This is a genomic window from Adlercreutzia sp. St.1H8 (assembly GCF_059728655.1).
In genome coordinates, this window is sequence record NZ_AP039376.1 from 1,200,966 (window position 1) to 1,221,604 (window position 20,639).

At 69.9% G+C, this 20,639-nt stretch carries 17 protein-coding genes; 15 read left to right on the plus strand and 2 right to left on the minus strand.

Going from position 1 to position 20,639, the window contains the following annotated elements; translation table 11 throughout:
* Nucleotides 1-5: 5 nt before the first annotated feature.
* From AC6I0Y_RS04495 to AC6I0Y_RS04555, 13 genes are all read left to right on the plus strand, one after another.
* Nucleotides 6-1,202 (plus strand): histone-lysine N-methyltransferase, encoded by a 1,197-nt coding sequence (locus AC6I0Y_RS04495; protein ID WP_497733331.1) that lies wholly within the window; start codon nt 6-8, stop codon nt 1,200-1,202.
* Between the two features lie 141 nt (nt 1,203-1,343).
* Entirely contained in the window at nt 1,344-1,691 is a 348-nt protein-coding gene (gene rplS / locus AC6I0Y_RS04500) for a 50S ribosomal protein L19 (protein WP_160708312.1), read from the plus strand.
* Between the two features lie 73 nt (nt 1,692-1,764).
* Nucleotides 1,765-2,550 carry a ribonuclease HII gene (gene rnhB / locus AC6I0Y_RS04505; RefSeq protein ID WP_497733333.1) on the plus strand — a complete coding sequence of 262 codons (786 nt, stop codon included), beginning with the start codon at nt 1,765-1,767 and terminating at the stop codon, nt 2,548-2,550.
* Nucleotides 2,551-2,821: 271 nt separating this feature from the next.
* Nucleotides 2,822-3,226 carry a YraN family protein gene (locus AC6I0Y_RS04510; RefSeq protein ID WP_497733335.1) on the plus strand — a complete coding sequence of 135 codons (405 nt, stop codon included), beginning with the start codon at nt 2,822-2,824 and terminating at the stop codon, nt 3,224-3,226.
* Entirely contained in the window at nt 3,223-4,740 is a 1,518-nt protein-coding gene (locus tag AC6I0Y_RS04515; RefSeq protein ID WP_497733337.1) for a YifB family Mg chelatase-like AAA ATPase, read from the plus strand. The genes AC6I0Y_RS04510 and AC6I0Y_RS04515 overlap by 4 nt, the downstream gene beginning before the upstream one ends.
* Before the next feature lie 3 nt (nt 4,741-4,743).
* Complete coding sequence (gene dprA, locus AC6I0Y_RS04520) at nt 4,744-5,673, plus strand: DNA-processing protein DprA (protein ID WP_160708304.1); 930 nt, start codon at nt 4,744-4,746, stop codon at nt 5,671-5,673.
* A 58-nt stretch (nt 5,674-5,731) separates the two neighbouring features.
* Nucleotides 5,732-6,016, plus strand: coding sequence for a BrnT family toxin (locus tag AC6I0Y_RS04525; RefSeq protein WP_160708302.1), 285 nt, complete (start codon nt 5,732-5,734; stop codon nt 6,014-6,016).
* On the plus strand, nt 5,988-6,254 hold the full coding sequence (gene brnA / locus AC6I0Y_RS04530) for a type II toxin-antitoxin system BrnA family antitoxin (protein WP_160708300.1): 267 nt from the start codon (nt 5,988-5,990) through the stop codon (nt 6,252-6,254). Before AC6I0Y_RS04525 ends, brnA begins: the two co-directional genes overlap by 29 nt.
* A 74-nt stretch (nt 6,255-6,328) precedes the next feature.
* Nucleotides 6,329-7,741: a methylenetetrahydrofolate--tRNA-(uracil(54)-C(5))-methyltransferase (FADH(2)-oxidizing) TrmFO gene (gene trmFO, locus AC6I0Y_RS04535; protein WP_497733340.1), complete on the plus strand. Its 1,413-nt coding sequence runs from the start codon at nt 6,329-6,331 to the stop codon at nt 7,739-7,741.
* A 1-nt stretch (nt 7,742) separates the two neighbouring features.
* Nucleotides 7,743-8,693, plus strand: a complete 951-nt coding sequence (locus AC6I0Y_RS04540; RefSeq protein WP_497733342.1) for a tyrosine recombinase — start codon at nt 7,743-7,745, stop codon at nt 8,691-8,693.
* A gap of 498 nt (nt 8,694-9,191) precedes the next feature.
* Nucleotides 9,192-12,080: an excinuclease ABC subunit UvrA gene (gene uvrA / locus AC6I0Y_RS04545; protein WP_497733344.1), complete on the plus strand. Its 2,889-nt coding sequence runs from the start codon at nt 9,192-9,194 to the stop codon at nt 12,078-12,080.
* A gap of 3 nt (nt 12,081-12,083) precedes the next feature.
* Nucleotides 12,084-13,172 (plus strand): DMT family transporter, encoded by a 1,089-nt coding sequence (locus AC6I0Y_RS04550; protein ID WP_497733346.1) that lies wholly within the window; start codon nt 12,084-12,086, stop codon nt 13,170-13,172.
* 138 nt (nt 13,173-13,310) lie between these two features.
* Nucleotides 13,311-14,039, plus strand: a complete 729-nt coding sequence (locus AC6I0Y_RS04555) for a hypothetical protein (RefSeq protein ID WP_497733348.1) — start codon at nt 13,311-13,313, stop codon at nt 14,037-14,039.
* Nucleotide 14,040: 1 nt separating this feature from the next.
* On the opposite strand, the gene AC6I0Y_RS04560 is transcribed toward AC6I0Y_RS04555, so the two are convergent.
* Nucleotides 14,041-14,889, minus strand: a complete 849-nt coding sequence (locus AC6I0Y_RS04560) for a glycoside hydrolase family 25 protein (RefSeq protein WP_497733350.1) — start codon at nt 14,887-14,889, stop codon at nt 14,041-14,043.
* Nucleotides 14,890-15,519: 630 nt separating this feature from the next.
* Entirely contained in the window at nt 15,520-16,851 is a 1,332-nt protein-coding gene (gdhA, locus tag AC6I0Y_RS04565) for an NADP-specific glutamate dehydrogenase (RefSeq protein ID WP_160708288.1), read from the minus strand.
* A 269-nt stretch (nt 16,852-17,120) separates the two neighbouring features.
* Between gdhA and AC6I0Y_RS04570 the strand changes: the two genes are divergently transcribed.
* Together AC6I0Y_RS04570 and recQ are read left to right on the plus strand one after the other, a co-directional pair.
* Nucleotides 17,121-18,287 carry a zinc ribbon domain-containing protein gene (locus AC6I0Y_RS04570; RefSeq protein WP_497733352.1) on the plus strand — a complete coding sequence of 389 codons (1,167 nt, stop codon included), beginning with the start codon at nt 17,121-17,123 and terminating at the stop codon, nt 18,285-18,287.
* A 441-nt stretch (nt 18,288-18,728) separates the two neighbouring features.
* Complete coding sequence (gene recQ, locus AC6I0Y_RS04575) at nt 18,729-20,639, plus strand: DNA helicase RecQ (protein WP_497733354.1); 1,911 nt, start codon at nt 18,729-18,731, stop codon at nt 20,637-20,639.

Consider the following 20,639-nt stretch of genomic DNA (forward strand, 5'->3'; position numbering starts at 1 on the left):
GACCCATGCCCAAACGAACCAGAAACGAAGCCCACGGCACCTCCGACGAGACCTCCCTCGGCCTTACCGAGGCCTTCGACGCCCCCTCCGACGATGCCCTCGTCGACGCCCGCGCGCGTCGGCGCCGCGGCGTGTGCGATGCTCCCGACGGCGCCCCCATGGGGCTGACTGAGGCGTTCTCGCCCGTCGGGGCCTCCTGCGGCACGCCCGAGGAGGACGGCTGGATGCCCGACGACTCCGTGTGGTCTGACGAGGGCGCCGAGGCCCTGCCCCCCGCGCCCGAGGTGGACGACGGGCCGCTCTACGACGAAGAGGGGCGCGTGCGCGAGGCCGCGCACGGACGCCATGGCCGCCACGGCCGGACGGACGCCGCGCCCGCGAAGGGCCGCCGTAAGGGCTCCGAGGAGGAGGTTCCCTCCTACCTGCGCAAGTCGCGCCGCATGCGCCGCATCCTCATCGCCGTGTCCATCGTGCTCGTGCTGCTCCTGGCCGCCGGCGCCTACTTCACCGTGCAGCTGGTGAAGGTGGCCGAGACGTCTGCCTCCCAGCAGGCCCAGACCCACCAAGACCAGCAGCAGGCCGCGACGCTCGATGCCGACAACACAAGCGATGCCTCCACCGCTACGGCCAAGAAGACCTCCGTTCCCAATCTGGTGACGCTGCTCGGCATGGGGCAGGACGAGGCCGTCGAGTACCTGGCCCATGGCGCCCAGGTGTCCAGCACGCGCGAGGTGAACGAGGAAGACAACCCCGTGAAGACCGAGGTGCGCGTGGCGCTCACCGCTGAGCCGGCCGATGCCCGCACGGGCACGCCGACGGTCTATTTGGGCCTCGGCGAGGACGGGCTGATCATCCAGGCGGGCTATTCCACCTCCACCACCTCGCTCGGCTACGGCTCGCTCAGCTTCGCCGACGCGGTGCGCAACGAGGCCATCATCGAGAAGACCCTGGCCGAGGCGGGCGTCGACGTGGCCCAGGGCAGCGTCACGCTGCCCGAGGACAAGACGAGCTACTCCACCTACGATACCGACGGCAAGACCCTCATCAAGGAGTACTGCTCGTTCTCCGACACGGTGGACATCGGGGGCACCCCCCACGAGTGGTCGGCGGTGCTGTCCTACGACTACACCATGGCCAATGCCACCGGCAACCTGGCCGACACGGTGCGCACCATCTACGTGTACGTGAGCTCCTGGGCCTAGGAGGCGCGCCGCCCGCGCCCTCCATCATTTGAGCGCAATTCACCTCTTGCGCAATGGGGGAGGGGGCGATATACTGTCAAATCGTGTCTTTATGCAGACGATACATGAGTGTCAGACGTAAGTATATAGAAGGAATCGACCATGGACATCATTCGCGCTATCGAGCAGCAGCAGATCAAGCAGGACATCCCTGATTTCAACGTGGGCGACAACGTGAAGGTTCACTATCGCATCACCGAGGGCAACCGCGAGCGCATCCAGGTGTTCCAGGGTGACGTCATCCGCCGTCAGGGCGCGTCGAGCCGTGAGACCTTCACCGTCCGCAAGATCAGCTTCTCCGTGGGCGTCGAGCGCACCTTCCCCGTGCACTCCCCCAAGATCGAGAAGATCGAGATCGCCCGTCGCGGTGACGTGCGTCGCGCCAAGCTCTACTACCTGCGCGACAAGGTGGGCAAGGCCGCCAAGATCAAGGAGAAGGCGTTCCGCTAGGACGCGGCTTCTCAGCTTCAGAAACCTGCGAAAGGGCCCGCGAGGGCCCTTTCTCGTATGCGGAGGAGGAATGATGGCTCAGACCGTCGCCGAGCTCAAGGGACGGCTCCAGGCCGCCGACGAGGACGAGTTCGCCGTGCTGGAGCGCGCCTTGGCCGCCGATGAGCGCAAGGGGGTGCGCGCAGCTGTGGAGACGGCCCGCCGCCGGCTGGTCGCCGAGGCGGCCGAGCGCGAGCGGCTCGCGGGCCTCTACGGCTTCGAGCGGGCGCTTGCCGACGCACGGGGGGCGACGGTGGTCGTGGGCCTCGACGAGGTGGGGCGCGGCCCGCTTGCCGGCCCGCTCGCGGTGGGCGCCGTCGTGCTGGGGGAGGGAGAGCCCATCGCGGGCCTCAACGACTCCAAGCAGCTGCGGCCTGAGGCGCGCGAGGCCGTGGCGGCCGCGGTGCGCGAGCGGGCCCTCGCCTGGGCCGTGCGCTACGTCGAGCCGGCGGAGATCGATGCTGCGGGCATGACCGCCTGCCTGGTGACGGCGTTTCGCCGCGCGCTCGCCGCGGTGGAGGAGGTCGTCCGGGCCGACGTGGTGCTCCTCGACGGCAATCCGCTGCACCTCGACGCGCGTGAGGTCAACGTCGTCAAGGGCGACGGCCGCTGTGCCTCCATCGCCGCGGCATCGGTGGTGGCCAAGGTGGAGCGCGACCGGCTCATGGAGGCCTATGACGCGGAGTACCCGGGCTACGGCTTCGCCGAGAACAAGGGCTATGCGAGCGCCGCGCACATCGAGGCCATCCGCGAGCGGGGGCTCACGCCCATCCACCGCGCGTCGTTCTGCACCGCGTTCTCCCAGCCGACGCTGTTCTAGTCTCCTGCCGTGACGCGAGCGGGCCCTTCGGGGCCCGTTTTTCTTGCAGGCGAAGAGAGGGGGCCGGGCGCCGACGGGGCGCCGACCGCAGGGCGCGCAAGCCTGGTCGGGGCGCCGTCGCGGGCGGCTCCCGCAGAGACGGGGCGCGTCTGATGCCCGCCCTGCGTGCGACGGGGCGTCGTGCCGCGGCCGTCGCCCCGCCGCCCCCGATGCGCTCACCCGTCGGCGGGGCCGCCTAGGATTCTCCTCATCGACGACGAGAGGAGGACCGATGACGGCAAGGGAGAAGGCGGCTGACGGAGAGGTGACGCGGGGATCGCGCAACCGTGACCTGGGACGACGCGGGGAGGAGGCCGCCGCTAAGTTCCTGCATCGCCATGGATACGACGTGGTGGAGCGAAATTGGACGTGTGCTGCGGGCGAGGCGGACATCATCGCGCGCGTCGGCGAGGTGCTGGTGTTCGTGGAGGTGAAGACGCGCCGCGGCGTGAGCTACGGCTTTCCGGCCGAGGCCGTGGACGAGGCCAAGCGCGAGCGCTATCGCCGCATCGCGCTCTCCTACCTGGCCGAGCGGCGCCTGGGGGAGGTGTCCCTGCGCTTCGACGTGGTGTCCATCGTGGTGTCTGACCGCCGGGCGGTCGTGCGTCACCACATCAACGCGTTCGAGGCGTCATGACGGCCGCGTGCAGCCGCTGCTCGGTGACGGGGGCGACCCTGCGCGGGGTGGAGGCGCTTCCCGTGGCGGTGGAGGTGGCTGTCTCCGGGGGCATTCCCGGCATGGCAGTGGTGGGGATGCCCGACGCGGCCGTCCAGGAGGCCCGCGAGCGCGTGCGCGCCGCCATCCGCGCCTCCGGCTTCGCCATGCCCAACGAGAAGGTCGTGGTGAACCTGGCGCCGGGCGACCTGCGCAAGACCGGCACCGGATTCGACCTTCCCATAGCGGTGGGCGTGCTGGCGGCCACAGGCCAGCTCGATCCCGCTGCGCTCAGGGGGCGGCTGTTCGTCGGGGAGCTTTCGCTTGAGGGAAGTGTTCGCCCGGCTGCCGGGGCGCTCGCCTTCGGCATCTGCGCGCGCAACCGGGGGCTCGTCCTCGTGGGCAGCGCCGATGCCGCGCGCTTGCCCCTCGGGGAGGTGGAGCAGCTCGGCATCGCACGCCTCTCTGACCTGCGGCCCGGTGGCCCGGGGCCGCGTCCCTTGGCTGCCGGGTCGCGCGGCGCGGCCTTTGCGGAGGATGGCGCGCCGGACTTCAGCGACGTGGCGGGCCATGAGGTGGCGAAGCGGGCGCTTCAGGTGGCGGCTGCCGGCGGCCACGGCGTGCTGCTCATGGGGCCGCCTGGCAGCGGCAAGACGCTCCTCGCCTCGCGGCTGACCACCATCCTGCCCCCGCTTTCCCAGGACGAGATGCTCGAGGCCGCCGTGGTCCACTCGGTGGCCGGTGAGGACGTAACGCCCATCCTGGCAGGTCGGCGGCCCTTCCGCAGCCCTCATCACAGCGCGTCTCAGGCAGGCCTCGTCGGAGGCGGCAGCCCCGTGAGGCCTGGTGAGATATCCCTTGCCCACCAGGGGGTTCTGTTCTTGGACGAGTTGCCGGAGTTCCACGGCTCGACGCTTCAGAGCATGCGCCAGCCCATGGAGTCGGGGGTGGTGCGCATCACTCGGGCCGAGGGCAGCGTGACGTTGCCAGCGCGGTTCATGCTGGCCGCCGCGGCCAACCCGTGCCCCTGCGGCTACTACGGGGTGGCTGACGGCGAGCGGGAGTGCCGCTGCACCGACCAGCAGGTGCGCCAGTACCAGGGGCGCATCGGCGGCCCGCTCATGGATCGCATCGACTTGCAGCTCGACGTCCAGCGCCTGCCGCCGGAGAGCGTGATGGCCACGGGCGGCGGCACGGACTCGGCTACGCTGCGCGAGGGGGTGCTGCGCGCGCGGGCCTATGCGTCCTGGCGCGAGGCGCGCGCAGATGACGGCCCGCCGGGGCCGGCGCAGACGGTGGCCCGCTGCCGCCTGTCTGAGGAGGATCGCGCCTTCCTCGAGTCGATGGCGCGCTCCTGGCGCATGAGCGGACGCGGCATCATCCGCACCCTGGGCGTGGCGCGCACCCTAGCGGACATGGATGAGGCGCCCGCCGTGGGACGCGGGCATCTGGCCGAGGCGCTCGGCTTCCGGCTGCGCGAGGGAATGGGGGGATGAGCCGTGGGGGAGCGAGCGATACGCGGCGAGCGCTGCGTGCTGGAGCGGGGGAGGGCGGGCTACCCAGAGCGGCTCGAGGAGGTAGATCGCCCGCCGGCGCGCCTCTACGTGGCAGGAAACCCGCAGGCCCTCCTACCCGGTCTGGCGGTGGTGGGGGCGCGTAAGGCGACCCCCTACGGGCTCGGCTGCGCGCGGCGCTTCGCGGGCATGGCGGCCGAGCGGGGCCTCGCCATCGTGTCCGGGGGAGCGCGAGGCTGCGATGCGGTGGCCCATGAGGCGGCGCTGGCCGCCGGCGCGCCCACCGTCGCCTTCCTGGGCGGCGGCATCGACGAGCCCTACCCGCGCCAGAACCTGGGGCTGTTCCAGCGCATCGTGGACGCCGGCGGGGCGCTTGTGTCCGAGCATGAGTGGAGCTACGCGCCCCTGCCCTTCACCTTCCGCGAACGCAACCGGCTCATCGCGGGGCTGGCCCGGGCGACGCTCATCGTGGAGGCGGGGCTGCCCTCGGGGACGTTCTCGACGGCTGATGCGGCGCTGGCCGCCGGGCGCGAGGTGCTCGTGGTTCCGGGCGCCATCACGTCCGCGGCCTCGCGCGGGGCGAACCGCCTCATCTACCAGGGAGCAGTGCCGATCGTGGACGACGAGGCCTTCGCCGATGCGCTGCTGGCGAGCTTCGGCTGCCTGCGCCAGGAGGCCGCGCCGATCCCGGAGACGGGCGCGCCTCCGCCTCCCCGCGGCGCCGAGGCCGCGCTCCTGGCGGCGATCCAGGCGGAGCCCCTGGGGATGGAGGCCCTGCGCGAGCTGGCCCTGCGCCACCGACGGGGCACCGATGCCGTCACCTGGCTCATGGTGTGGCTCGCCGAGGCCCAGCGCGACGGACTGGTGGCCCGCTACCCCGACGGCCGCTACGGGCCGTGCGTGGGGGTACGATAGAAAAAGCCAGAAGGTATCCCATAGATACTTATTGAATATACGGAAGGCGCATGATAGGATGAAAACCCGTTTTATCTATAATGTCGCAAAAAGCAGGGCCAATTTGGCCAAGCACGGCATCGACTTCGAGGAGGCCCAGCGGCTTTGGGAGGATCGGCATCGGATCTCGGCATCGCTTGAAAGCCGGGGCGAGGAGCGGGAGATGCTCATCGCCCGCTATGGCGGATGTTGCTGGTCGGCTGTTTTCGTGGAGCGGCTGGGGGCTACCCGCCTCATCTCGGTGCGACGGGCGACGAGGAAGGAGATGAGTTGCTATGACCGAGCGCGAAACGCCGACCGCTAGCGAGCTTGACCGCATGTTCGACGAGGGCGTGGACATGACGCCCTACATGATACCGGGTACGGAGATCTGCGCTGCTACGGCGCGTAAGGTCAACATCACCATGTCCCCCTGGATGATCGAGGAGCTCGACCGCGAGTCCGACCGGCTGTGCATCAGTCGCCAGTCCCTCATCGTCATGTGGCTAGCTCAGCGCCTCGACGAGGAGAAGGAGAAGCGCCTGCGCTTGGCGGAGGGCTAGGGGTCCGTGGTCGTCTTCTGCCCGTCTGCCTGCGGGAGCCGCCTGTTGGCGCGGGTTCTGGTATGCTGGCGCCCATGAAGAAGAACGTCACGGTCATAGGGGGCGGTCTTGCGGGGAGCGAGGCCGCCCTGTCGCTGGCAGCGCGCGGCATCGCCGTGCGGCTGGTGGAGATGCGCCCGGCCACGCCAACGGCGGTGCACCACACCGACGGCCTGGCCGAGCTCGTGTGCTCCAACTCCCTCAAGTCCACCAAGCCCGACAGCGCCGCGGGCATGCTCAAGACCGAGCTTGCCCGGCTGGGCTCGCCGCTCTTCGCCGCGGCGCGCCGCCATCAGGTGGCGGCAGGCGGCGCCCTGGCGGTCGACCGCGCTGCGTTCTCCGCGGACGTGACCGCCCAGGTGGAGGCGGCGCCCCTCATCGAGCTCGTCCGCGAGGAGGCCGCAGACGTGGCTGCCGAGGCGGCCCGGGCCGACGCGGTGGTGCTCGCCACCGGCCCGCTCACCTCAGAGGCGCTCTCGGACTCCCTCGCCGCCCTCGCCGGCGCCGATCACCTGGCCTTCTACGATGCTGCCGCGCCGGTGGTCATGGCCGACTCGCTTGACTACGGGCGCCTGTTTCGCCAGAGCCGCTACGAGGAGGGCGCGGGCGACTACCTCAACGCTCCTTTTGACCGTGACGAGTACGAGGCGTTCATCGATGCGCTCCTCGGCGCGCGCCGCGTCATCGACAAGGCCTTCGGGTCGAAGGATCTCTTCCAAGCCTGCCAGCCCATCGAGGAGATCGCTCGCGCTGGGCGGGATGCGCCGCGCTTCGGCACCTTGAAGCCGGTAGGGCTCACCGATCCGCGTACCGGACGACGCCCCTGGGCGGCCCTGCAGCTGCGGGCCGAGGATACCTGCGGCCAGAGCTACAACCTGGTGGGATTCCAGACGAACCTGGCCTTTCCCGAGCAGGAGCGGGTCTTTCGGATGGTGCCGGGCCTCGAGCACGCGGAGTTCGCCCGCTATGGCGTGATGCACCGCAACACGTTCATCGACGCGCCGCGCCTGCTCGACGATCACGGGAGGCTCGTGACGGGAGCCGCGCGGCGCCTGCCGGCACCCATCTACGTGGCCGGCCAGCTCGCCGGCACCGAGGGCTATGCCGAGGCCATCCGCTCGGGGCTGCACGTGGCCCTGGCCGTCGCCGCCGACCTGCGCGGCACGGCCCTTCCCGCGCTGCCGCGGCAGACGGCCTACGGGGCGTTGCTCTCCTACGCCACTGACCCTGCGACCGTTGACTACCAGCCCATGCACGTGAACTTCGGCATCATGGAGCCGCTTGACCCGCCGATCCGCAACAAGGGCGCTCGCTACCATGCCTACGCCGAGCGCGGGGCGACGGCGCTTGAGGCCTATGCCCGGGCGCTCGAGGAGGCGGGGCTGCTCGCGTCGGGCGGAGGGACGCCGCCTACCCGGCCGGCCGCGGCCGGGGCGGGAGCCTGCTAGCATGGCAGCCGACCTCTCGCCTGAAGACGAGGCGCTGCCGGGGGTGGATGACCTGGAGGCCTTCTGCGGGGCTCTGCGCGTCGAGCGCGGGCTCTCGCCCCACACGGTTCGCGCCTACCGGATCGACCTTCTCGACTACCTGCGTTGGGCGGCGCGCGTTGGCGTCGATCCCCTCGCCGTCACCCACCGCCAGCTGCGTCGCTACCTGGGCGAGCTCGACCAGGCCCGCTATGCCCGCAGGACGGTCAATCGCCGCCTGTCGGCCGTGCGCGGCTTCTTCCGCTGGCTCAACGTGACCGGGCGCGTGGAGTCTGATCCGGCGAGCGTTCTCCAGGGGCCGAAGGTTCCCGCATCGCTGCCGAAGGTCATCCCCGCCGCCGACATGGCGCGCCTGCTGGCCGTCCACGGCAAGCGGCAGCTGGACGGCACCCCCCGCGTGCAGACCCCTCAGGACATGCGCGACCTGGCCCTCCTCGAGTTCCTCTATGCCTGCGGCGCCCGTATCTCCGAGGCCTCGGGGCTTGCCCTCGACGGCGTGGACTTCGAGCAACGTCAGGTCAAGGTGCTCGGAAAGGGCGCGAAGGAGCGCATCATCCCGCTGCATGAGATGGCCCTCGACGCCATGCGCGGCTACCTGCTGGCGGCGCGTCCTAAGCTGCTGGCCGGAAGGGAGTGCGACCGGTTCTTCGTCTCGTCGCGCGGCAACCCCATGGGAACCGACGCCATGCGCAAGATGTTCAAGGCCACGGTTCGCGCCGCCGGCTTAGACGACAGCCTCTCGCCGCACGACATGCGCCACACCTTCGCGACAGACCTGCTCTCCGGCGGTGCGGACCTGCGCTCGGTGCAGGAGATGCTCGGGCACGTGAGCCTGTCGACCACGCAGATCTACACGCACGTCTCGCCTGAGCGGCTGCGCGCCGTCCACGCGGCGGCCCATCCGCGCGCCTAGGACCGGACAGCGCCTTCCGCGTCGGATTGGCCGTGGTTACCGGCCCATGGCGGCCTGATGACGGTGGCGTGGCAAGGTGACGGGACGGCTCCGGCTGACCTACGCGAGCCCCCCTGAACGTCATCGGTCTTGGGACAGACGGCGCGCGTTCGGCGTGGATCGGCGTGGACGCGGGACAATCGCCTCCAAGAGCTGAAACCCTGCGGCGGGACGCCGCGGGAACCGGCGAAGGGAGGATCCCATGAGTCGCAAGAAGGCAAGGACGCTGTTCTGGGCCGCGCTCGTCGTCTTGGCCTACATCCCCTTCTTCCTCTAGCGCGCCGGGCTGCCGGATCGCGTGCCGCCAATTATGGACACTCTTTGAACAACGAACAAAAGTTCCCGTTCTGCGATTGTCGCCGAGGGTTTTGGGTTAGAATGGGCGCCCTGAGAAAACCTAAGCCCGGCGGCAGGGACGATCCTCGCCGCCGTGCGTGAAGCAGAGGAACGAACCAGTCTATGGGACAAAGCGAAATCGTCATCAAGGGCGCGCGCGAGCACAACCTCAAGAACGTCGACCTTACCATTCCCCGCGATGAGCTCGTGGTCATCACGGGTCTTTCCGGCTCGGGCAAGTCGAGTCTGGCCTTCGACACCATGTACGCGGAGGGCCAGCGTCGCTACGTGGAGAGCCTCTCCAGCTATGCGCGCATGTTCCTCGGACAGATGTCCAAGCCCGACCTCGACTCCATCGACGGTCTGTCGCCGGCCGTCTCCATCGACCAGAAGACCACCTCGAAGAACCCGCGCTCCACGGTGGGCACCACCACGGAGATCTATGACTACCTGCGCCTGCTCTACGCGCGCGTGGGCATCCCCCATTGCCCGGAGTGCGGCCGGGAGATTCGCCGCCAGACCACCGACCAGGTGACTGACGAGATCCTGCGGCTGTCCGCGGGGGAGGAGCGCAAGGCCATCATCATGGCCCCGGTGGTGGCCGGCCGCAAGGGCGAGTTCACCAAGTTGTTCGCCGACCTCCAGAAGGAGGGCTTCTCGCGCGTGCGCGTGGATGGCGAGATCGTGAAGCTCGATGGCGAGGGGCTTACCCTCAACAAGAAGATCAAGCACTTCATCGACGTGGTGGTGGATCGCGTTACCTTGAAGGAGTCGGCCACGAGCCGCATCGCCGAGGCCGTGGAGCTGGCTACCAAGCTCGCCGAGGGACGGGTGCTCGTCCAGGTGATGGGCGCGGACGGCAAGCCCCAGGGCGCGTCGGGCGGCACCTCGTCGGGAGCCACGGGCGGTTTGGGGGCGGGAGAGCACCTGTTCTCGCTGGCGCTCGCCTGCCCTGAGCATGGCCACTCCCTGGACGAGCTCCAGCCGCGTGACTTCTCGTTCAACGCCCCCTACGGCGCCTGCCCGGACTGCCTGGGCATCGGAAGCCGAGATGAGGTGGATCCCTCGCTCGTGGTGCCCGATCCGTCGCTGTCTTTGGAGGAAGGCGTCATCGCGCCGTTCAAGAGCGGCAACTACTACCCGCAGGTGCTGCGCGCCGTGGCCAAGCACGTCGGCGTCGATCCCGCCACTCCCTGGGAAGATCTGCCGGCCAAGGCGCAGAAGGCCATCATGAACGGGCTGGGCAGCGAGAAGATCCGCGTGGACTACGTGACCGTGGACGGCCGGGACACCTACTGGTACCTTGAGTGGGAGGGCGTGCTCGCCGCGGTGCAGCGGCGCTACTCGGAGGCCCAGTCCGACGCCCAGCGCGAGAAGATGTCCGCCTACTTCGCCACCATCCCCTGCGCTACCTGCGGGGGCAAGCGCCTCAAGCCGGAGATCCTCGCCGTCACCGTGAACGGGGAGTCCATCCACGACGTTACGGAGATGTCGGCGGGGGAGTCGCTCGCCTTCTTCGAGGGGCTCTCCTTCGAGGGGCAGGACGACTACGTTGCCGGGCCCATCGTGAAGGAGATCAAGGCGCGCCTGCGCTTCCTCGTGGACGTGGGCCTGGACTACCTGACGCTTGAGCGCGCCACGGCCACGCTCTCGGGCGGCGAGGCGCAGCGCATTCGCCTGGCCACCCAGATCGGCGCCGGTCTCATGGGCGTGCTCTATATCCTCGACGAGCCCTCCATCGGCCTGCACCAGCGTGACAACGAGCGGCTCATCGCCACGCTGGAGCGCCTGCGCGACCTGGGCAACACCGTCATCGTGGTCGAGCATGACGAGGACACCATCCGCGCGGCGGACTTCGTGGTGGACATGGGACCTGGCGCCGGCGAGCGCGGCGGCGAGGTGGTGGCCGCGGGTACCCCGGAGCAGGTCATGGCGGCCGAGGGATCGCTCACGGCTGATTACCTGTCGGGGCGGCGCTCCATCGAGGTGCCCGCTGAGCGCCGCCATCCCAAGCGCGGCTCGCTCAAGATGACGGGCGCCACCGAGAACAACCTGCAGAACGTGACGCTCGAGGTGCCGCTTGGCACGCTTACCGTCATCACCGGCGTGTCGGGCTCGGGCAAGAGCTCGCTGGTGACCGATACCCTGGCGCCGGCCCTGGCCAACCGCCTGAACCACGCCCATCGGCGTACGGGGCCCTACCGCAAGATCACGGGCCTTGACAAGCTCGACAAGGTCATCAACATCGACCAGAGCCCCATCGGGCGCACGCCGCGCTCGAATCCCGCCACCTACATCGGGCTGTGGGACGACATTCGCGCCCTGTTCTCCTCGACGACCGAGGCGAAGGCCCGCGGCTACGCCCCGGGACGCTTCTCGTTCAACGTGAGCGGCGGCCGGTGCGAGGCCTGCAAGGGAGACGGCCAGATCAAGATCGAGATGCACTTCCTGCCGGACATCTACGTGCCCTGCGAGGTGTGCGGCGGCCATCGCTACAACCGCGAGACGCTCCAGGTCACCTATCGTGGCAAGAACATCGCCGAGGTGCTCGACATGACGGTGGAGGACGCGCTCTCGTTCTTCGAGAACATTCCCGGCATCAAGCGCAAGCTCCAGACGCTGTTCGACGTGGGGTTGGGCTACATCCGCCTCGGTCAGCCCGCCACCACCCTCTCCGGCGGCGAGGCTCAGCGCGTGAAGCTGGCCAGCGAGCTGCAGAAGCGCTCGTCGGGCAAGACCTTCTACATCCTCGACGAGCCGACCACCGGCTTGCACTTCGAGGACGTGCGCCAGCTCCTGGTGGTGCTCCAGCGCTTGGTTGACGGCGGCAACACGGTGCTCGTCATCGAGCATAACCTGGATGTCATCAAGAGCGCCGACCACATCGTCGACCTGGGCCCTGAGGGCGGCGACCGCGGCGGCCGCATCATCGCGCAGGGCACGCCGGAGCAGGTAGCCCAGGTGCCCGAGAGCCATACGGGCCGCTTCATCGCGCGTATGCTGGGAGACTAGCGCATGGGCCGGGGCGACGCCGGCGGCTGCCCGGCGGCGTCCGAGGAGGCGCGCCGGCCACGCGAGGGCGTGAGGGAGCGCGAGGGGATTGGAGGATCTGTCTGCGCGGGCGGTGCGAGCGTGGGCGCAGGCGCTCGTCGAGATGGCGTCGAGGAGCCTGGGCTTGAGAGGTGGCCGGGGGAGGGCGAGGCGCCCGCGAGGCGCTCGCAGCTGCTTCGCGGGGTGGTGTGCGCGCTTCTCGGCGGCGTGTTCTGGGGCTTCTCGGCCAATTGCGCCGAGGTGCTCATGGAAAGCTACGGGGTGTCGGTGGAGTGGATCACCTGCGTGCGCCTGGCATGCGCGGCGCTGTTCTTCCTCGCGCTGGCCCTCCTGCGGGATCGGCGTCGTGCCGCGTCCGTCCTGCGCGACGGGCCCTCCCTGGCGCGCATCGCCGGCTTCGCCCTGCTCGGCATCTTGCTCACCCAGGTGAGCTACCTGTCAGCCATCGGGTCGGCGGGCGCGGGGACGGCACTGCTCCTCGAGCAGCTGGGCCTGGCCCTCATCATGCTCTACGCCTGCTTGGCTGCGCGCCGGGCGCCCGTCCGCCGCGAGGCGGCCGGCCTTGCCTGCGCGCTCATCGGCGTCCTGCTCATCGCCACCCAAGGTGATCTGTCGACGCTCGCGGTGCCTGCGGATGGCCTGGCCTGGGGCCTCATATCGGCGGTGTCGCTCGCGTTCTACAACCTCATGCCCGTGCGGCCGCTCGCGCGGTACGGCTCGTTTCTGGTTACAGGCGTCGCCATGGCCATCGCCGGGGCGGTGGCCGTGGCCGTCTTTCGCCCCTGGGAGCAGCCGGTGTCGCTCCCTCCCGAGGGCTGGGCGGTGTTCGCGGCCATCGTGGGCGTGGGGACCATCCTGGCCTACCTGCTGTTCGTCCAGGGCATCAAGGACGCCGGGCCGGTGCGCGCCGGCCTTTTGGGTAGCATCGAACCTGTCTCGGCCATGGTGATAGCGGCATGCTGGCTGGGGACGCCGGTGACGGCGTGGGATGCTGCGGGCGCTGCGGCCATCGTCGCCATGATCTTCCTTGCGAGCGAGCGCGAGGGGCCCTAAGGCCCGCTAGCCGCCCCGCGCGGCTGCTCCCAGCTGTTTCTGAAGGCCTCTTAAGCGTTGCGGTTTTCCTGTCCGGGCGGGCCGCCGGCCGGGGGTGCCAAAGGATGCGACGGGCGGTCACGGTATAATTCGATCATTATGGATAAGGCCTCACGGGAAAAGATCGCCCTCGTCGTGTTCGCGCTCCTCGTCGTGTTCGCGGGCGTGGTGCTAACCGGCTATTTCTCCACGGCGCGCACGTGGAACGTGGCTGCCTCCTTCGTTGACGACACGGTGGGCCGCATGGACGGCTACACCGTCCTCGTCTACTCGGGCACCGTGAGCCCCGACGAGGCTGTGGCCGACGAGCCCCCCGCCGGCGAGTCCCCTGTCGATCCGGCCACCAACAGCATCGGTCTGGCCACCCTTCCCATCCTCGGCGCCTTCAATACCGTGGAGGACGAGAAGGGCGCCGTCTTCGTCTCCGACGTCCGCGCGATGTACGAGCAGAAGGACGCCGCCGTGCTCTCGATCGACGCCTCCGACCTTGCCCGCTACGCCGAGCCCCAGGTGCTTCGCGCCGGCGGGCGGCGCATCGGCGTCTACTCCCTCGACGCCTATGCGTCGGGCACGCTGCTCGCGCTCTATGAGAAGCGCCTGCGTGAGGAGGGCGCCGAGCTGGTGGTCTGCCTCACTCGGCGAACTGCCCTGATCGGCTCCTTCGACCATGCGGACGTGGTGGTGGTCACCGGGCCTGAGAAGGGGCTTACCACTGGCGGCGAGGATCGCGGCCGCGCCTTCGTGGTGGAGTCCCCCGAGCGCGGATCGGTCGGCGTGGTGGTGGTCACTTCGAGCAACGTGCGCTCGGCGCGGGTGATCGAGGGCTAGGTCAGTCCTTCGGGAAGCGGATGTTGAGGTCGACGGTGCGCCCGATGCCGGCCACCTCACCTTCGTTGGTGTACTGCCAGATGGAGAACCGTCCGAGGCGGCTCGGGATGGTGGAGCCGTACTCGGCGAACCAGATGCCGTAGTCGGAGAGTTCCTTGAGTGAATAGCGGGCCAGGTCAGCGGCGTTTCCGTAGACCATGGCGGGATAGCCCGCCGCGGCGATGCGGTCGCAGAACGCCTTGGCGTTGGCGGTCATCTGCTCCACCGAGAGGTTGTCAGCGCGGCCCTCGACCCCCTCTACCGGCTCGTGGTCGTAGACGACGGGGTAGGCCAGCTCACGGCCCTTCAGGCGGGCGATCACGAAATCGGCCTCCTCGATCGCCTCCTGCTCGTTGACGGCCTGCGAGAAGAAGTACGCTCCCACGTCGAGCCCGGCCTCGCGTGCGCCGGCCATGTTCTGCGCGAAGAACTCGTCCTCGCCTACCTCGCCCTCGGCCGCGCCGCGCCGGCCGACGCGGATGATGGCGAAATCGATGCCATCGCCGGCCACGGCCTGCCAGTCTATCTCGCCTTGATGCTCGGACACGTCGATGCCGGCCTGGGAGGCTACGTGGCCGTCGACGGTGTAGACCATGCGCCCGTCCTCCTCGTGGAGATCCTCCCAGTTGGGGGCCGAGTGCGACACGAAGTCAGCGGAGGTGGGGCGGTTGCTGTGCGCGGATGGGGAGCAGGATCCCACGGCCGCGGCGATGCCCCAGGCTATGAGCAAGATGATGACGACGGCCGCGGCGATGCACGTTCGGGGGGATGCGAGCAGCGTCGAGGCGCGCGGGGGGAGCGAGGAGAGCACGGTGCGGACGTGCTTGAGGAGCTCAGCGGCCGAAGGCGCGTTCGCGGGCTTGCCGGACAGGCGCTCGGCCCGGCGCGACTCCTCGCTGCGCTGGGCCGCGTTGGTCCTGCCGTTCGTCTGGCGGCCGCGTGCGGAGCGCTCTTCTGTCCGAGAGGGGTTATGGCGCGGGGAGCGCCCGCCCTCGGGCCTGCGCCGCGCGCCCGAGGCGTCGCGCCGGGCCTCCGTGCGAGGGGAGAGGCGTCCTGAGGGACGCTCTCCGCGCGCTTCGTCACCGGAGCGCTGCCGCTCGGAGCGACCGGTTCCCCCGCTTTCCCCGAAGCGGGAGCGGGAGGACGCGGAAGCGGCTCCGCGCCGTGTCCGGCTGGAGCTGCGATCGCTCTTTCGTGGCTGATTTTCCATACTTGAGAGGATACACGAAAAACCGCGAGGGCGCAGGGATTCTCCGTGTCAAGAGGGTGAGATTGCCCATAGGTTGTGCGAAGGTCGTATGCGGGGCGGTACATCTTGTGGGAGGGGTGAGGGGCGGCTGGTGGCCGCGGATGCTTTTCGAAGGGTGCAACGCGAAGGGGGCGAGACCTGCGGCCCCGCCCCCTTCGACTACGCGAGCGTGCGATTTTACGAGCAGCGTTCCTAGACGACGCCCTGGGCCATCATGGCCTCGGCGACCTTCTCGAAGCCGGCGATGTTGGCGCCCATGACGTAGTTGCCCTCATGGCCGTAGCGCTTGGCCGCGTCGTCCATGGCGTGGTAGATGGACACCATGATGCCGTTGAGCTTGGCATCCACCTCCTCGAAGGTCCAGGACAGGCGCTCGGAGTTCTGGGACATCTCCAGGCCCGAGGTGGCCACGCCGCCGGCGTTGGCGGCCTTGCCGGGGAAGAACACGACGCCGTTCTCCTGGAGGTACGCGGTGGCGTCGAGCGTGGTGGGCATGTTCGCGCCCTCGGCGAGGATCTTGCAGCCGTTGGCCACGAGCGCCTTCACGTCGTCGATGAGCACCTCGTTCTGGGTGGCGCAGGGCAGCGCGATGTCGCAGGGGGTGACCCACACGCCGCGGCCCTCATGGTAGGTGACGCCCTCGCGGCGGGCGGCGTACTCGGAGATGCGGCCGCGCTCCACCTCCTTGATCTGCTTGACCAGCGCAACGTCGATGCCCGCCGGGTCGTAGATCCAGCCGGTGGAGTCGGACAGGGTGACCACCGTGGCGCCGAGCTGCTGGGCCTTCTGCGTGGCGTAGATGGCCACGTTACCGGAGCCGGAGATGCAGACGGTCTTGCCCTCGAAGCTGTCGCCGGTGCACTTCAGGTGCTCCTCCACCAGGTACACCAGGCCGTAGCCGGTGGCCTCGGTGCGGGCGAGCGAGCCGCCGAAGGCCAGCCCCTTGCCGGTGAGCACGCCCTCGAAGACGTTCCTCAGGCGCTTGTACTGGCCGAACATATAGCCGATCTCGCGGGCTCCCGTGCCGATGTCGCCAGCCGGCACGTCGGTGTCGGCGCCGATGTGGCGCTGGAGCTCGGTCATGAAGGACTGGCAGAAGCGCATGACCTCCCCATCGGACTTGCCCTTCGGGTCGAAGTCGCAGCCGCCCTTGCCGCCGCCCATGGGCAGGGTGGTCAGGCTGTTCTTGAAGATCTGCTCGAAGCCGAGGAACTTGATGATGCCGAGGTTCACCGACGGATGCAGGCGCAGGCCGCCCTTGTAGGGGCCGATGGCGCTGTTGAACTGCACGCGGAAGCCGCGGTTGACCTGCACCTTGCCGGCGTCGTCCACCCACGGCACGCGGAACATGACCACGCGCTCGGGCTCGACGATGCGCTCGAGGAGGCCGGCGGCCTCGTACTCGGGGTGAGCCTCGATGACCGGCTCCAGGGACTGGAGCACCTCGGTGACGGCTTGGATGAACTCGGGCTGCTCGGCGTTCTTCGCCTTCACCTGCTCGATGACATCGGATACGTAGCTCAAAGCGAACCTCCTCTTGTTGGCGGGGACGGCGCCCCGCGGGGCGCGAGGGCTACCGGGTGCCGGCGCCTCGCTCGCAGACGAGGCCATTATAGAAAGCGCGCTAAAGGGCTTGGGGATTATTTAACGTTCGCGAAACAAAGGGCCGGCGAGGGGCCGTTGCGCCTGGGGGAGGGGAGCCGGGCGTCTCACAAGAGCGTGACGTGCGCCGTCGCGCGGGGGCGGGCGCGGTACAATGGGCGCATCAGATGAGGACGGAGGAAGGACGGCCCATGGCATACTGCCCCCAGTGCGGTGAGGCCCTCGACGAGGGTGCGCGCTTCTGCGCCGAGTGCGGCGCGTCCGTGGCGTCGGCGAAGGCATCGCGCGGTGCGGAAGCCGCGGGCGTCCCTGCCCCGCGCCGGGCGGATGCTTGCTCGGACGAGGCCGCGGAGGAGCGCGCCGCGCGCTCGGCTAAGGCCGCGTCGGCGAGCGCTCCCGCGGTGCTGCGGGCGTCAGGCCGGGCACGTTCGGCCGGCGAGGCCCGCCGGGCTCCTGAGGGAACCGCGGTGATGCCGCGTGTTCCCGATGCGGCGGAGCGCGCGGCGGATGCGACGCGGGCGATGGACGCGCTTGCCCCCGCCGGCGGGGTGCGACCGGTGACAGGGCCCGTTGCCGTGGGGTCGGGCGCAAGCCGGCACCGCCCGCCGGTGGCCGTGCCGCAGGCCAGTCCCGTGGGCTCGCGCCGCCCAGTCACCTACTCGGCGCGCAATACCGTCCGCAAGAGCCGCGTCCCCCTCGTTCTCGGCCTCGTCGTGGCGGCCGTGCTCGTCGGCGTGGGCGGGTTCGCCGCCGTTACCGCGGCCAACCGTGCCGACGAGGGGGCCGACGCGCCGGCGACGAGCTTTCTGCCTGGCGACGAGGCGGCTGACGCACCGGCTCCTGCAGCGCCGTCGCCGGAGCCGGAGGCCCCGCGCGAGCCTGCCACGGCGGAGCGGTTGCCGGCCGCTGAGGCCGACCCCCAGGCCGCGGCCTCGCTCACGTCGTTCTACGGCGGGCTGCCCGCGCTCGACGCCAAGGTGGGAGAGGCGGCCCAGGAGTTTAACGGCCTCTACCTCAGCGGGAGCCCGGAGGAGCGCCGCGCGGCGCTTGGTCGCTGCGAGGAGCTGCGCGCCGACATCGCCGAGGCGCGCGACGAGGTGCGGGCCCTCGGCATCCCCGACGCTTCGCCCTACCACGGCTGCGCCGAGGACATCGCCGCGCTCTACGAGGACCTCTACCAGCGCATCGACGTCATCATTCGCTCCTGGGAGATCGATGTGGGGTTCGATGATCCTGCCGGTCACTCCGATGAGATATGCGCGCCCATGGCGGCCGCCAACGAGAGGGGCGTGAGCCGCTACCTCAGGGACTACCAGGAGCGCTACCCCGGCGCCGATCCCGCCAAGGTGGACGTCTGAGGCTTGGCGCCCGGTGCTCCCGCCGCTGCGCGCGTTGTTTTTGGGCGCCCGGTCGCTCTGCCGCCTGAATCTGCACAGTTTTGACGACTTTGCGACAGAGGCAGAGGGGTGCCCTTCGGGTTGCTGTGGATAGCGCCTGCTCATCAATATTCTTGAATAGGGATAAATCGCGTTGAACGCAAACGGGGCCCGTCGGGGCTTCCTAGTCGCGGGTGATTTGTCGCAAAGTCGTCGAAACTGTGCAGTTTGACGCTGCTGTTGTCGCGTCTGGGCGATGATCCTCGGAGAGGCGCCGGGGTCGGCTCGCTCCTGGGCGCACGGAGCTGCTGCCCGCGAAGGCGTCCGTGGCCTTGTTCACCCGGGAGTCGGCTCGCGCGCGGGCGCAGAGGGCCGCCGCGCGGTAGAATGGCCTTTCCGAGAGACGAGGGGAAGGGAGGCGCCATGGCGCTGGCGACGATGGAGGAAGCCCGGCAGGTCCTGGCCGACCGGTTCGGCTACGATCGCTTCCGCCCGGGCCAGGAGGCCCTGGTGGAGGCGGTGCTGGCCGGGCGCGACGTGCTAGGCGTCATGCCCACGGGCGCGGGCAAGTCCCTGTGCTACCAGGTGCCCGGCGTGGCGGCCCGCGGCCTGGCGCTCGTGGTGAGCCCGCTCGTGTCGCTCATGGGCGATCAGGTGCGCTCGCTGCTGGAGGCGGGCGTGCGCGGGGCCTATCTCAACTCCACCCTCACCCCCGGTCAGCAGGGAACCGTCATGCGCCGCGCCCTGGAGGGCGCCTACGACGTCATGTACGTGGCGCCCGAGCGCCTGGCCGACCCGCGCTTCCTCGACTTCGCCGGCCGGGCGGACATCGCGCTCGTGGCGGTGGACGAGGCCCACTGCGTGTCCCAGTGGGGCCAGGACTTCCGGCCGTCCTACCTGGCCGTGGGGGAGTTCATCGCGTCTCTGCCCGCGCGGCCTCCCGTCTGCGCGCTCACGGCTACCGCCACCAGCCGCGTGCGGGCCGACATCACGCGCCTTCTGGGCTTGCGCGACCCGTTCGTCCTGGTCACCGGCTTCGACCGACCCAACCTGCGCTTCGACGTGGAGCGGCTCGACCCCAAGCGCAAGATCGCGCGCATCGCTGCGCGGGCCCTCGCGCGTCCGGCGGAGTCGGGCATCGTCTACTGCTCCACGCGCAAGGACGTCGAGAAGGTGCACGAGGCGCTCGTGGAGGCCGGGGTTCCGGCCACCCGCTATCACGCGGGGCTGGCGAAGGAGGAGCGTGCCGCCAACCAGCGGGCCTTCATCGACGATGACGCGCCGGTGATGGTGGCCACCAACGCCTTCGGCATGGGCATCGACAAGTCCAACGTGCGCTACGTGGTGCACCACAACCTGCCCGGATCCATGGAGGCCTACTACCAGGAGGCGGGCCGTGCCGGGCGCGACGGCGAGCCGGCGGAGTGCCTGCTGCTGTGGAGCGACGGCGACATATCCACCTGCCGGTTCTTCATCGAGCAGGAGTCCGGCAACGAGGAGCTGACGCCCGAGGAGGCCGATGCCGTGCGCGCGACGCGCCGGCGCATGCTCGAGGCCATGGTGGGCTACTGCTACACCGTCGAGTGCCTGCGCGGCTACATCCTGCGCTACTTCGGCGAGGAGGCGCCGGGGGCCTGCGGCAACTGCGGCACGTGCGAGGGTGGCGTGGAGGCGGTGGACGTGACCGCCGAGGCCCGCGCGGTCATGCGCTGCGTCCATGAGCTGCGCGGGCGCTTCGGGAAGGGGGTCGTCGCCGATGTGCTGCGCGGGCATGCGTCCGACCGCGTGGAGGAGCTGGGGCTCACGGCGGCGTCCTGCTTCGGAGACCTGGGCGAGGGCGCGCCCGCGGGGCCGGCCGGCACGCCGCTTCCGTCCGCCGTGCCGGCAGCGCGCATCCGCGAGGTGGTGGAGCTCCTGGCCGCAGGCGGCTACCTGGTGGTGACCGAGGGGACGTACCCCACCGTGCAGCTGGGGCCGCGCTTCCGCGAGGCGGCCGAGCCTGGGTTCTCCCTGGCCATGAAGTCGGTGCCGCGCAAGGCGACGCGGGCGCGCGGCGCGGTGGCAGCTGGCGGTCGCGCCTTCGGGGCTGCGGGAGGCGCGGCCTCTGGCGACGAGGGGCTCTTCGAGTGCCTGCGGGCGCTGCGCAAGGACATCGCCACGAAGCTGGGCAAGCCGCCCTACGTGGTGTTCTCCGACGCCGCCCTGCGCGATATGTGCGCCCGCCGTCCCGCCACCGACGAGGAGTTCCTGGAAGTGTCGGGTGTGGGCCTCACCAAGCTCAAGCGCTACGGCGAGGACTTCATGGCCGCTATCAGGGACTACGAGGCGGGGTAA

What these genes read in the sequence shown, in the direction of transcription:
- recQ (WP_497733354.1), top strand. Translation starts at nt 18,729, where the DNA reads ATGGCGCTGGCGACGATGGAGGAAGCCCGGCAGGTCCTGGCCGACCGG.
- AC6I0Y_RS04515 (WP_497733337.1), top strand. Translation starts at nt 3,223, where the DNA reads ATGACGGCCGCGTGCAGCCGCTGCTCGGTGACGGGGGCGACCCTGCGC.
- rnhB (WP_497733333.1), top strand. Translation starts at nt 1,765, where the DNA reads ATGGCTCAGACCGTCGCCGAGCTCAAGGGACGGCTCCAGGCCGCCGAC.
- AC6I0Y_RS04495 (WP_497733331.1), top strand. Translation starts at nt 6, where the DNA reads ATGCCCAAACGAACCAGAAACGAAGCCCACGGCACCTCCGACGAGACC.
- trmFO (WP_497733340.1), top strand. Translation starts at nt 6,329, where the DNA reads ATGAAGAAGAACGTCACGGTCATAGGGGGCGGTCTTGCGGGGAGCGAG.
- AC6I0Y_RS04540 (WP_497733342.1), top strand. Translation starts at nt 7,743, where the DNA reads ATGGCAGCCGACCTCTCGCCTGAAGACGAGGCGCTGCCGGGGGTGGAT.
- brnA (WP_160708300.1), top strand. Translation starts at nt 5,988, where the DNA reads ATGACCGAGCGCGAAACGCCGACCGCTAGCGAGCTTGACCGCATGTTC.
- AC6I0Y_RS04570 (WP_497733352.1), top strand. Translation starts at nt 17,121, where the DNA reads ATGGCATACTGCCCCCAGTGCGGTGAGGCCCTCGACGAGGGTGCGCGC.
- rplS (WP_160708312.1), top strand. Translation starts at nt 1,344, where the DNA reads ATGGACATCATTCGCGCTATCGAGCAGCAGCAGATCAAGCAGGACATC.
- AC6I0Y_RS04510 (WP_497733335.1), top strand. Translation starts at nt 2,822, where the DNA reads ATGACGGCAAGGGAGAAGGCGGCTGACGGAGAGGTGACGCGGGGATCG.
- AC6I0Y_RS04525 (WP_160708302.1), top strand. Translation starts at nt 5,732, where the DNA reads ATGAAAACCCGTTTTATCTATAATGTCGCAAAAAGCAGGGCCAATTTG.
- AC6I0Y_RS04555 (WP_497733348.1), top strand. Translation starts at nt 13,311, where the DNA reads ATGGATAAGGCCTCACGGGAAAAGATCGCCCTCGTCGTGTTCGCGCTC.
- AC6I0Y_RS04550 (WP_497733346.1), top strand. Translation starts at nt 12,084, where the DNA reads ATGGGCCGGGGCGACGCCGGCGGCTGCCCGGCGGCGTCCGAGGAGGCG.
- uvrA (WP_497733344.1), top strand. Translation starts at nt 9,192, where the DNA reads ATGGGACAAAGCGAAATCGTCATCAAGGGCGCGCGCGAGCACAACCTC.